The organism is Sorangium sp. So ce693 (assembly GCF_051521375.1).
GTDB lineage: Bacteria > Myxococcota_A > Polyangia > Polyangiales > Polyangiaceae > Sorangium > Sorangium atrum.
Genome location: NZ_CP150347.1, coordinates 4,544,330 through 4,556,483, shown reverse-complemented (window position 1 = coordinate 4,556,483; position 12,154 = coordinate 4,544,330). Strand labels below are relative to the sequence as shown.

Below are 12,154 nucleotides of genomic sequence, written 5' to 3'. Positions count from 1 at the left end.
GGGGAACGACGCGACGAAGCGCCGCCGGTCCGACGTGACCGCCCGCGTCAGAGCCGGAGAAGGAGGGCGCCGCGGTGCGGCGGAGCACCGCGCTCCTCGCGACGTGAGCAGCGCCTCTGCGCTACCCTGCGGCGCGATGAAGCGCGCGTTCAGCGTCGATGAGCTCAAGCAGACCGCGCCGCGCCTCGCCGTGGAGCGCCGCGCCGTGCGCTTCCAGGACGTCGACGCGGCCGGGATCGTCTTCTATCCGCGGGTCCTCGAGTATTTCAGCGACGCTTACATGATCGCGTTGAAGGAGCGAGGCGTCGACCTCCCCGCCATGATCGCGGGCGGCACGATCAAGCTCCCGCTCGTCCATGCCGAGGCGGACTACCTCCTGCCGCTCCGGTTCGGCGACGCCATCGAGGTCGAGGTGCTCGCGCCGAAGCTCGGCGACACGTCGTTCACGGTGGGCTACCGCGTGACGGCGGCGGGCCGGGTCGCCGCCATCGGGCAGACCGTGCACGTGTGCATCGACGGCGCGCGCTTCACGCCGTGCCCGCTCCCGGGCGATCTGCGCAGCGCGCTCGCATAGCCGCTCCGAGCGACGGCGCGCCGGGCGCTAGCGCGGTGGAAACGGGGCGAGCGCAGCCGCGAGCTCCGCCGCCGCGCCGGCGCGATCGAGCTTGCCGGCCGCGGTGAGCGGCAGCGCCGCGACGGCGCAGAGCCGCCGCGGGCGCTTGTGCGGGGCGAGCCGCGCCGCGACGACGGCCGCGAGGTCGCCGAGCAATGCGGGCGAGGGCGCGGCGCCGCCCGTCGCGCCGGGCGCGCCCCGATCCGGGACGATCGCCGCGGCGACGACCTGGCCCCAGCGCTCGTCAGGCACGCCGAACACCACCGCGCCGGCGACGCCCGCGCAGGACGCGAGGACCTGCTCCACCTCGGCGGGGTACACGTTCTCGCCGCCGGTCACGATGAGATCGCTGCGGCGCGCCGCGACGTGCAGCCGCCCGGCGGCGTCGAGCGCGCCGAGATCGCCGGTGCCGAACCACCCGGCGCCGTCGACCGCGAGCTCCGGCGCGCGGTCGGGGCCGCGGTAGTAGCCGCGGAACAGCACCGGGCCGCGGATCTCGATGCGGCCCACGCCGTCGCTGCCGGCGCCCTCGATGCGAAGCTCGACGCCGGCGATCGGGGAGCCGGAGCCCGGCTCCCTCGCGCGCGGATCGCGCGGGCGCTGCGCGGTGACCTGCGAGCACGCCTCGGTGAGGCCGTACGTGGTGAGCGCCGGGATCCCGCGGCGCGCGCACTCATCGAGCGCCCGCTCCGGAGCGCCCGCGCCGCCGACGAGCACCGCCCGGAGCCGGGCGAGGACGTTGTCGCGATCGGCCTCCAGCAGCGCGAGCAGCATCGTCGGCACCACGGAGAGCAACGTCGCGCGGTCGCGGACGATCGAGGCGAGCACCGAGGCGGGATCGAAGCGCGGCGCGAGGATGACAGCGCGCCGCGCGAGCAAGCAGCGGGTCACGATCGAGAGGCCACCGACGTGGCAGAGCGGAAGGCAGAGCAGCCAGCGATCGTCGTCGCGCACGCCGAGGTTGGCCGCGCTCCCCTCGGCGGCGGCGAGGATCGCCCGGCGCGAGAGCACCGCGCCCTTGGGACGCCCGGTGGTGCCCGACGTGTAGACGATCGCCAGATCGCCGGATGTGTCCGGGGGCGGGACGCGCGCCGCCTCGGCGGCGCGCGCCCCGCGCTCGCGGAGCGCGTCGATCTCCGGCGCGGCGTCGTCGAGCAGGGCGGCGAGCGCCGGCTCGCGCAGAACGAGGTCGGGGCGCGCGTCGTCGAGCAGGAGGCTCGCCTCGCCGGCCGTGAGCCGGGGGTGGATCGGGACGAGCACGGCGCCGAGCGCGAGCAGCGCGTGGATGACGACCACGGTCCCGAGCGCGTTCGGGGCGACGAGCGCCACGCGGGCTCCCGGCCCTACCCCCGCGCGGGCGAGCCGGGCGCACACGGCCGCGACCGCGGGTGCCAGCTCGCCGAAGCGGAGAGCGCCGCCGGGGCCTAAGCCGAGAACGGGGACGTCGATCGCGCGCGGCGCGTCGTCCCCGGCGCCGCCGTGGACGATCGCTGTCCGGGCGGCGGTCGCCGGATCGCGCGCGGCATCGAGGAGGCTCAGCCCGTCCATGGCCGGATGCCGAGGCCGGGCCGATCGCTGGCCGCGACCAGGCCGCCCTCGCGGAGCTGCGGGATCTGGATCGCGGGCCACGCCTCCAGACCGGCATGCGCGTCGAGGCCGCACGCGAGCGGCGGGCGCGGCAAGGCGAGCGCGAGCTCGCACGAGGCGGCGAGCGCGATGGGCCCGTCGAAGAGGTGCGTCACCACGGCGTCGATGCCGCGCGCCTGCGCCCTGCAGCCGAGCGCGTGCGCGCGCAGCAGGCCGAGCATCGCCGGCTTCAGGATGAACGCAGCGCAGCCTTCCGCTTCGAGCAGGCGCTCCGGCATGCCCTCGACCGCGAGCGACTCGTCGGCCGCCCACGGGACCTCGCGCGCGCCGAGGTGATGGAGGAGCTCTGGCGCGACCGGCTGCTCGACGAAGCGCGGGCCGAGCGGCGCGAGGAGCGCGAGCCGACGCGGCGCCTCGTCGAGCGACCATGCCGCGTTCGCGTCGAGCCGGAGCTCGACGCCCGGGTGCTCCCGCCGCAGCGCGCGCAGCGCCTCGAGGTCGCGCGCAAAGCCGTCCTCCCCGCGCGAGCGGAGCTTCACCTTGATGGCGCGGACGCCGCGCGCGGCGAGCGCGCGAGCGCGCTCGAGCATCTCCGGCAGCGCCACCGAGGTCGTGAGCAGGCCGTTGACCTGGACGTCGGCGTGGCGCCGGTGTCCGCCGAGGCACGCCGACATCGAGAGGCCGAGGCGCTGGCCCAGCAGATCGAGAAGCGCCGTCTCCACGGCGAAGCGCGCCGCCGGGAGATGGCGCAGCCGCGATGACAGCGGCGCGAGCGCGCGCAGGATCGCGGACGCCGCGGCCGCCGGTGTCGCGCCCTCGGCCGGCGGGTCGATCGCGCCGAGCGCCCCCGGCAGCTCGGCGAGCGCGCGCTCGTCTTCGTCGGCCGTGTCGGGCGAGAAGCCCGGGAGCGGCGTGGCCTCGCCCAGGCCGACGCGCCCGTCGTCGTCGGTGAGCGACAGCACGAGGCCCCGGCGCGCGCCATCGAGGATCCGGGACGCGAGGCGGGCATCGACGACGCGCATGATCCCTACAGCTGCGCCGCGAGGCCGAGCGAGAAGAGCAGCGCGTAGGCGAGCAGCAGCTTCGCCGTCCCGGCGAGGCACTCGTTGAGCGGCCGGCCGTCGGTCGTCGCCAGCACCCGGAGCAGGCGCACCGCGCGAGGGAACGTCGCGAACACGAGGAGCGTCCACCGCCGGCCCTCGCCGACGGCGAGCGCGACCGGCACCGCGTAGGCGACGGCGAAGAGCATCGCGTATTCGATGACGCCCGCGCGGCGCCCGAGCCGGACGGCGAGCGTGCGCTTGCCGGCGACGACGTCCGTCTCGCGATCGCGGACGTTGTTCACGACGAGCACGGCGGTGGCGATGGCGCCGATCGGCACGGCCGCCGCCCACGCGAGCGGCGGCACCGAGCCGAGCTGGACGAACGCCGTACCGCAGACGGCGACGAGGCCGAAGAACACGAACACGAAGAGGTCGCCGAGGCCGTGATAGCCGAGCGGGTACGGCCCGCCGGTGTACGCGACGCCAGCGAGGATCGAGACGACGCCGATCACCACGATGGGCCACCCGCCCACGAACGCCAGGTACACCCCGAACGGCAGCGTGAGCGCGATCGTGACGAGCAGCCCGGCGCGCACCTGGCGCGCGGTCAGCAGCCCCGCCTGCACGGCGCGCGTGGGGCCGAGCCGCTCGTGCGTGTCGGCCCCCTTCTCGTGATCGAAGACGTCGTTCGCGAAGTTCGTCGCGATCTGGATGAGCATCGCGCCCGCGAGCGCCGAGAGCGCCGGGCCGAGCCGCATCCCGCCGAGCGCGTAGGCGACGGCCGTCCCGACCATCACCGGCGCGAGCGCCGCGGTGAGCGTCGCCGGCCGGGACGCGAGGAGCCACGCCCGGAGAGAGCCGGGGCGCACGCCCTCCGCGGCCGCCGCGCCCGCCGCCTGAGGAGCCGCCGCGGCGCTCACGATCCCCTCCCCGGCTCGCGGAGCCCGCGCGCTCCCGCAGCGGCGCGAGCGCTCCCGCGCTGCGCGGCGTCGCCGCCGGACGCGCCGCGCGCGACGACGTCGGGTGCGGGACTCGTGTTCGCGTTGACCTGGTTCATGATCGTGGATCCCTCTCGGCAAGCTCGGGGTTCTCGGCGCGCGCGCCGCTCATGGAGACTGCAGATCGGCCGCCGCCCCCTCCGCGGCCGGCGCGCTGACCAGGGCCGCGACGTCGCGGCGGACGTCGGACCAGAGCCGCGCCACGCGGGCGGCGCCGTCGTGGGGCGGCACCACCGCCTCGATCAGCGTCGCGCCCATCCGCTGGTACGCAGCGGCGAGCGCGCGGGCGAGATCTCCGGCGGTCCCGGCGCGCTCGTAGCCGAGCCCGAACATCGCCGCCGCGGGCGCGAAATCGAGGTGCTGCGGCATGGTGAAGCACCGCTCGAGCAGCTCGGCGCCGCGCCTGGCGATGGGGAGGTGCTCGAAGATGCGGCCGCCGTCGTTCTGGACCACCACGATGACGAGCGGCGCTCGGCCGTCGCCCGCCGCCTTCGCCGCGAGGAGCAGCCCGGTCAGATCGTGCAGCAGGCTGAGATCGCCGAGCATCAACGTGACCGGCGCGGCGGCGGCCACGCGGGCGCCGGCCGCCCCCGACACCAGGCCGTCGATCCCGCTCGCCCCGCGCTGGTGCAGCACGCGCAGCGCGCGCGCCGATGGCGGGCAGTACGTATCGAGGTCGCGCACCGGCATGCTGTTGCCGATCGCGAGCAGCGAGCCTGCCGGGCACGCGCAGGCCACCATCCGGGCGACGGCGCCCTCCGTCAGCTCGTCCCCGGCGCAAGCGCGCGCGGCGTGCGCCGCCGCGATCTCGCCGGCGCGCGCGAACGTCGCGGCCCAGTCCCGCCGCCCGCGCCCCAGGCTCAGCGCCGCCCCGGCGAGGCGCGCCGCGAGCGCCTCGCACACCTCCACGGGCTCGCCCATGACGAGGGCGGCCGCGGCGCTCGTCGGGTCGTTCCAGCCGTGCGAGGACACGACGACGCGGCGGGCGCTCGCGTGCTCGGCGATGTAGGTCGCGTACCCGGCCGATGTCGGCGGGGCGCCGAGCTCGAGGATGAGGTCGGGCGCGTTCGCCGCGCGGAACTCGGGCGCGCGGAGGAACGAATCGAACGACGCCGGCATCACGACGCCCTCGGCGAGGCCGCCGAAGCAGATCTGGCTCGTGCCCTCGGCGAGCACCGGGAAGCCTGTCGCGCGCGAGAGCGCGAGCACCGCGCGGCGCGCGCGCGCGTCGTCCTCTCGGCTCTGGGCGGGGCCGCACACGATGAGCCCCCGCTCCGCGCGCGCGCAGCGCGCGGCGATCTCCTCGATCGCGCGCCCATCGACCCCGGCGCGGGCCGACACGACCCGCGTGCCGCCGCGGCGCATCAGCGCCTCCCACTCCGCCTGCCATGGCTCGGGCCCGGCCGCGTCGACCGGCTCGAGCGGCTTGCGGAAGCGCGCGTTGATGTGGACCGGGCCCGGCGTCGGCGAGAGCGCGCGCGTGACCGCCTGGGCCGCGATGCGCGCCGCCGCGCGCATCGCGAGGGGCGACGGATCCGGCAGCCCGAGCTCGGCGAAGTGACGGACGTGGTCGCCGAAGAGCTTGGTCTGATCGATGGTCTGCGAGGCCGCGGCGTCGGCGAGCTCCCACGGGCGGTCGGCCGTGATCGCGATGAACGGGGTGAAGCTCTGGTGCGCCTCGATGATCGCCGGGAGCGCGTGCGCGCCGGCGGTGCCCGAGGTGCAGACGAAGACGCTGGGCCGGCCGGTGACGCGCGCCTGCCCGAGCGCGAAGAACGCGGCGGCGCGCTCGTCCACGACGCTCTGGCAGCGCACCTCCTCGCTCTCCATCGCCGCGATCGCGAGCGGCGTGGAGCGCGAGCCTGGGCAGAGGACCACGTCGCGCACCCCGGCCTGCGCGAGCGCGCGGACGAACAGCTGCGCCCAGGCGGAGTGGAGGTTCGACCCGCCCATCACCGCCCCCCGAGGCCCTCTCTCACGCGCACGTCAGGCCCCCTCGGGCGTCGCGACGAAGAGGCACACGACGCCCATCGTGAGCGGCTCCACGCGGAGCACGCGCAGCCCCGCCTCGCGCATCAGCTCCGCGAACTCGTCCGGCGGCGGGAACCTCGCGATCGAGTCCTGCAGGTACCGGTACTCGTCCTTGCCCGAGATCGCGCCGCCCACGTACGGCACGACCGTGTGGATGTGGAAGCGCGCGAGCTTGCCCATGAGCCCGCTGCGCGGCTCGCTGAGCTCGAGGATCGCGATGCGCCCCCCGGGCCGCGTGACGCGCGCCATCTCGCGGAGCGCCCGCGCGCGATCCGGGACGTTGCGGATCCCGAACGCCATCGAGATGGCGTCGACGCTCGCGTCGCCGAGCCCGAGCTGCTGCGCGTCGCCGACCTCGAGATCGATCCGCCCGGCGAGCCCCGCGGCCTCCACCTTCCGGCGACCGACGCCCAGCATCCCCTGCGACGGATCGACGCCGATGACCCGCACGTCGTGCTCCCGCGCGATCGCGATCGCGAGATCGGCGGTGCCCGTCGCCAGGTCGAGCACCGTCGCGCCGGGCGAGAGCTCGAGCGAGCGCACCGCGCGCCGCCGCCAGCCCTGATCGAGCCCCAGCGAGATGACCCGGTTCAGGAGATCGTACCGCTCGGCGATGCCGTCGAACATCTCGCCCGTGCCGAAGCGGCGCCCGCCGCGCGGCGCCTGATCCTGGCTCGCGTCGCTCATGTTCCGCCTCCCGCCTGGTGCGCCGCGCGCGGCGCCTCGGCTCGCTCTGCGGCGAACCGCTTGCCGTCGCCGGACGCCGGCCCGGCGGCCTCCCCGCCCGCTGTGGACGTGACGCCGAGCGCGCGCTTCCGCTCGTGGAGCCGCATGTGGCCTCGCTGGATGCCCTCGCTCGCGAGCGCGCGCAGCGCCGCCAGGTTGGACGCCAGCCCGACGGACGCCAGCACCACCGCGAGCTCGCGCGCGCTCTTCGCGCCCACGAGCTGCAGCGCGGCGCGCACGCCGGCGTGCACCTCGGTCGCGCCGCCCACCGTGCCGACGGCGAGCGGCAGCTCCGCGCGCCCCACGAGCCCGTCGGGGATGCGCTCCCACGTGCTGAGCGGCCGGTACCGGCCGCCGAGCGACGCGTACGCGTGCGCGCCCGCCTCGATGGCGCGGAAGTCCTGCCCGAGCGCCACCGCGGCCGCGTCGAGCCCGTTCATGAAGCCCTTGTTGTGGGTCGTCGCCCGGTACGGATCGAGCTCCGCGAAGCGGCTCGCCCGCGCGATGCCGCTCGCCACGTCCGCGCCCCCGAGCGCGTCGTCCGTCACGGTGGCCGTCACCCGGACGAGGCGGCGGACGGTCAGGTTGGAGAGGATCCGCAGGCCCAGCGTCCCGCCGGCGATACGCTGCACGAGCGGCGCCACCGCCTCCGCCACGGTGTCGACGAGGTTCGCTCCCATGGCGTCGCCGACCTCGACGTAGAGGTGCACGACGAGCACGCCGAGCTCCGCCGAGAGGACGCGCACCTCGAGATCGCGGCAGCCGCCGCCGCGCGCCACCATCCTGGGGATGGCCGCGTCCCCGGCCGCGAGCAGGCTCGCGCGGGCCGCCTCCAGCCGGCCCGCGGCCGCCTCCGCGTCCGGCACGTCATCGAGCTGGACCTGGGCGGTCATGATCGGCGGGTCCGCCTCGCCCGAGAAGCCGCCCGACCGCCGGACCATGCGCGCCGCGTTCGACGCTGCGGCGATGACGCTCGGCTCCTCCACCGCCATCGGTACAAGCACGTCGCGCTGGTTCACGCGGAAGTTCAGCGCCAGGCCGAGCGGGAGCGCGTGCGTCGCGATGACGTTCTCGCACATCCGATCGGCCACCGCCGTCGGCAGCCCTCCCCCGCTGGCGAGGTGCGCGAGCGCCTCCTCGTCGAGCAGGCCGAGCGCCTGGATCGCGCTGAGCCGCTCCTCGAGGCACCGCTTGTAGAAGCCGCTGATCCGGCTGGACACGTGTTGGCTCATCGGGTGTCTCCGCGCGCTCGCGAGAGAAGCGCGCGCTCCGCGCACTGCATCAAGGGGTTCGTCATCGCCGCTCACCGCCTCCGCCGGGGCGTCGACATCGCGACCCCCTCCAGCGCCGCCTTCGCCGGGCTCTCCGGGAGCGGCTCGATGCTCCGCACCGCGTCCCCGCAGAGCCGGGAGGCGAGCTCGAGGCAGTCGTCCACGACGCGCTCCTCGACCATGATCTGCGCGATGCGCCGGCCGAGCTCCGGCTCGACGGCCGTGTCCTCGGACGCGCAGTGCGCCTCGAGGGCGGGCGTGAGCTCGCGGTCGCGCTCCATCGCGAGGAGCAGCGGGTACGTCATCTTGCCCTCGCGCAGGTCCGTGAGCAGCGCCTTGCCGGTCGCCTCCGGGTCGCCCGCGAAGTCGAGGACATCGTCGACGAGCTGGAACGCGACCCCGAGGCTCGTCCCGAAGCTCTCGAGCGCCTTGCAGAGCGGCTCGCTCACGCCGCCCGCGCGCGCCCCTGCGAACATCGCCCAGCGGAACAGCGACGCCGTCTTGCCGTCGACGATCTGGAAGTACTCGCCCGTGCTCGTGCGCACGCGGCCCCGCGACGCGAGCTGGAGCGCCTCGGCGACGACCATCTCCTTGATCACGAGGAGCACCCGCTCGAGCACGTCGGTCATGCCGACCGCCTGGATCTTGGAGAGCGCGTCGAGCAGGAGGTAGTCGCCGCCGAAGATCGAGGCGGCGTTGCCGTAGATGACCCGCGCCGCGTCCGCGCCTCGCCGGCGATCGCCGAGGTCGACGACGTCGTCGTGCAGCAGCGTCGCGTTGTGGACCAGCTCGACCGCTACCGCGAACGTCCGCGCGGCGTCGTTGAAGCCGCTCCCGATGTGGGAGGCCAGCGCGACGCAGATGGGCCTCAGCCGCTTGCCGTTCAGGCCGAGCAGGTGCCGTGCGCTCCGGTGCGCCGGCGTCTCGCCGTCCAGCCCGACCTTCGCGATCTCGCCCTCGATGTCGACGAGGTCCCCGTCGAGCAGGCGCCTCAGCTCCGCGAGGCGCGCGGCGAGCGCGTCGAGCCCTCGCCCAGCGCACATGCCTCCGAGGCTCGAGACGACATCGCTCCGCTGGACCGTCCCAGTAAACGTTGTAGTCGCAGTCATCCCATCTCCACCTGGAAGCACGAGCGCACGCTGCGCCCCGCACCGCGCGGGGCCCCCCGTGACGATCGAGCTCTCCGAAATCACGGTCCCGCTAGGCGCCTCGCCGGGAACGCACGGCGCGGATGGGGAACCGGACCAGATCCCCGAACCGCGAGAAATCCACGGTCCTGCTCTTGATGAACCCGTCGAGCGCCGCCTGCGCGACGATCACGAACGAGAGGAGCCGCTCCACCCGATCGAGGCTGAACCGGGCGGCTTCGGTCGGAGGCAGGCCTTCCAGCAGCGCCGATGCCCGCTCGAGGCGCTCCCTCACGGAGTCGGCGATCAGCCGCTCGCGCTCGGCGAACACTTTGGAAATCATCTTCCAGAAGTCCGTCTCGGCCTCGAAGAACTCCTTCCGCTCTCCCGGTTTCCATACTCTTCGTACTACACCCCACCTTTGCAATTCTGTCAGCGACATACTCATTGCGCCGGAGGAAACCTGCAGCCGCTCGCCGATCTCGGCGGCGGCGAGGGCTCCGCCCTCGATGAACAGGACGGTCCAAATCCGCCCGAGCACCCGGCGGAAGCCCCAGTGCTCGATGACGTCGCCGATCGCGTCCGCCGCGAGCAGCTCCGCCTGGCGATGGATGTCGCTTGCGTGGCTCATGAAAGTTTCAGAATTCTTTGAAAGAACTGTGTGGGCCTACTTGCGCCGGCGTCAAGACATTCCCGACCGTTCTCGCCACGCAGCGCGGACGGGCAGGTCGGTTCCTGGGCTGGCGCGGGCGCGCGCGTCATTTCCTCGGCCGCGCGGAGGCGCGTCACTCTTCCTGGCCCGTGCGCCCGCGCGTCACTCTTCCTGGCCCGCGCGCCCGCACGGCCTGGCGTCGAGCTCGAGCGCCGGGATGCTCCTGGGCAGGGCTCGCGCGTCGCCGCCGCGAGCCTTCGGCCGGGGCCGTTCCGGGCCTCGCGGCGGTGCGTGGCGTGAATCAGGCGTGAATTAGGCGTGAACCGCTCTCGACCGCGCTAGCTCACGCGCGCATCCGGGCCATGAGATCCCGGTTCTGCCGGAGCAGCGCTTCGGGCATGCGCGCGCCGAACGACTCCAGGAACGCCTCGCGATCGCGCCCCTCCTCCAGCCACGCGTCGCGATCGATCGCGAAGAGCTCGCGCATCGTCTCGTCGTTCACGCCGAGGCCGCTCGTGTCGAGCTCGCCGTCCGCGGGCATGATCCCGACCGCCGTGTCGCGTCCCTTCGCCTCCCCGCGCACGCGCGCGACGATCCAGCGGAGGACACGGAGGTTCTCGCCGAAGCCTGGCCAGAGGAGCGCGCCCGCCTCGCTCTGCCGGAACCAGTTCACGTGGAAGATCTTCGGGAACGCTGCGTGGTTCTCGCCGAGCTCGATCCAGTGCCGGAAGTAATCGCCCATGTTGTATCCGCAGAAGGGGCGCATCGCCATCGGGTCCCGGCGGACGACCCCGACCTTCCCGGTGGCCGCCGCGGTCGTCTCCGAGGCCATCGTCGCGCCCAGATAGACGCCGTGAGCCCAGCCGCGCGCCTCGCAGACGAGCGGCGCGAGGCGCGCGCGCCGTCCGCCGAAGACGATGGCCGAGATGGGCACGCCCGCTGCGGCCTCGAACTCCGTCGAGATGGACGGGCACTGGCGGGCCGGCGCGGTGAACCGGCTGTTGGGATGCGCCGCGGGCTCCTTGCTGTCGGGCGTCCATCGGCGTCCCCTCCAGTCGGTGAGCACCGGCGGCGCCGGACCGTCGAAGCCCTCCCACCACGGCGTCCCCTCCGGCGTGAGCGCCACGTTCGTGAAGATCGAGTTCCTGGCCAGCGTCGCCAGGGCGTTCGGGTTCGTCTTCGAGCTCGTCCCCGGCGCCACGCCGAAGAAGCCGGCCTCGGGGTTGATCGCCCAGAGCCGGCCATCCCGGCCGATCCGCAGCCAGGCGATGTCGTCGCCGACCGTCCACACCTTCCACCCCTTCTGGGACGCCGGCGGCACGAGCATGGCGAGGTTCGTCTTCCCGCAGGCGCTCGGGAACGCCGCGCAGACGTACGTCACCCGCCCTCCCGGGTCCTCCAGGCCGAGGATGAGCATGTGCTCCGCGAGCCACCCTTCGTCGCGCGCCATCGTGCTCGCGATGCGCAGCGCGAAACACTTCTTCCCGAGCAGCGCGTTGCCCCCATACCCGGAGCCGACGCTCCAGATGAGCCGCTCCGCCGGGAAATGGCAGACGAAGCGGCGCTCGGGGCTCAGGTCCCCGAGCGAGTGCAGCCCCCTGCAGAAGTCCTCGGAGCTGCCCAGCGCATCGAGCGCGACCCGGCCCATACGGGTCATGATCCGCATGCTCGCCACGACATAAGGGCTGTCGGTGATCTCGATTCCGACCTTCGAGGAGGGTGATCCCACTGGGCCCATCAGGTACGGGACGACGAACATCGTCCGCCCCTTCATCGCCCCGTCAAACAGCCGTCCGACCCGCTGCGAGGCCTCGTCCGGCGACATCCAGTTGTTCGTCGGGCCCGCGTCTTCCTTGTCGCGAGTGCAGATGAACGTGAGGTGCTCAGTCCGGGCGACGTCGGTCGGGTCGCTCCGGTGAAGATAGCAGTTGGGGTATCTCTCCCCGTCGAGCGCGAGGAGCGTACCGTCGCTCAGCATCCCCTGGATCAGCGTTCGGTTCTCCGCCTCGGAGCCGTCACAGAAGACGACCCGATCAGGCCGCGTCTGATGGGCGACCTCGTCCACCCACGCTGAAAGTTTCCGGTTTTGCATACGACTGCGAGCCT

At 74.1% G+C, this 12,154-nt stretch carries 10 protein-coding genes; 1 reads left to right on the top strand and 9 read right to left on the bottom strand.

Features of this window, described 5'->3' with window-relative positions; genetic code table 11:
- The first annotated feature begins 136 nt into the window (after positions 1-136).
- Complete coding sequence (locus WMF14_RS17225; RefSeq protein WP_437802241.1) at positions 137-574, top strand: acyl-CoA thioesterase; 438 nt, start codon at positions 137-139, stop codon at positions 572-574.
- A 27-nt stretch (positions 575-601) separates the two neighbouring features.
- On the opposite strand, the gene menE is transcribed toward WMF14_RS17225, so the two are convergent.
- The 9 genes from menE to WMF14_RS17180 all read right to left on the bottom strand — a co-directional run bounded on the left by menE (position 602) and on the right by WMF14_RS17180 (position 12,140).
- Positions 602-2,161, bottom strand: a complete 1,560-nt coding sequence (gene menE, locus WMF14_RS17220) for an o-succinylbenzoate--CoA ligase (RefSeq protein ID WP_437802239.1) — start codon at positions 2,159-2,161, stop codon at positions 602-604.
- Positions 2,149-3,222 carry a mandelate racemase/muconate lactonizing enzyme family protein gene (locus WMF14_RS17215; RefSeq protein WP_437802237.1) on the bottom strand — a complete coding sequence of 358 codons (1,074 nt, stop codon included), beginning with the start codon at positions 3,220-3,222 and terminating at the stop codon, positions 2,149-2,151. Before WMF14_RS17215 ends, menE begins: the two co-directional genes overlap by 13 nt.
- A 5-nt stretch (positions 3,223-3,227) precedes the next feature.
- Positions 3,228-4,163, bottom strand: a complete 936-nt coding sequence (locus WMF14_RS17210) for a 1,4-dihydroxy-2-naphthoate polyprenyltransferase (protein ID WP_437802235.1) — start codon at positions 4,161-4,163, stop codon at positions 3,228-3,230.
- Between the two features lie 186 nt (positions 4,164-4,349).
- A complete protein-coding gene (gene menD / locus WMF14_RS17205) occupies positions 4,350-6,194 on the bottom strand; it encodes a 2-succinyl-5-enolpyruvyl-6-hydroxy-3-cyclohexene-1-carboxylic-acid synthase (RefSeq protein WP_437802233.1) in 1,845 nt (614 codons plus the stop codon).
- Between the two features lie 33 nt (positions 6,195-6,227).
- Positions 6,228-6,959, bottom strand: a complete 732-nt coding sequence (gene ubiE, locus WMF14_RS17200) for a bifunctional demethylmenaquinone methyltransferase/2-methoxy-6-polyprenyl-1,4-benzoquinol methylase UbiE (RefSeq protein ID WP_437329765.1) — start codon at positions 6,957-6,959, stop codon at positions 6,228-6,230.
- Positions 6,956-8,230, bottom strand: a complete 1,275-nt coding sequence (locus WMF14_RS17195; RefSeq protein WP_437802231.1) for a hydroxymethylglutaryl-CoA reductase, degradative — start codon at positions 8,228-8,230, stop codon at positions 6,956-6,958. Before WMF14_RS17195 ends, ubiE begins: the two co-directional genes overlap by 4 nt.
- A gap of 71 nt (positions 8,231-8,301) precedes the next feature.
- A complete protein-coding gene (locus WMF14_RS17190) occupies positions 8,302-9,378 on the bottom strand; it encodes a polyprenyl synthetase family protein (protein ID WP_272098227.1) in 1,077 nt (358 codons plus the stop codon).
- Positions 9,379-9,469: 91 nt separating this feature from the next.
- The gene (locus WMF14_RS17185) at positions 9,470-10,027 is read right to left on the bottom strand and encodes a GbsR/MarR family transcriptional regulator (protein ID WP_272098226.1); all 558 of its coding nucleotides are present in this window, start codon (positions 10,025-10,027) and stop codon (positions 9,470-9,472) included.
- Positions 10,028-10,391: 364 nt separating this feature from the next.
- Positions 10,392-12,140 carry a phosphoenolpyruvate carboxykinase (GTP) gene (locus WMF14_RS17180; protein ID WP_437802229.1) on the bottom strand — a complete coding sequence of 583 codons (1,749 nt, stop codon included), beginning with the start codon at positions 12,138-12,140 and terminating at the stop codon, positions 10,392-10,394.
- Positions 12,141-12,154 lie beyond the last annotated feature (14 nt).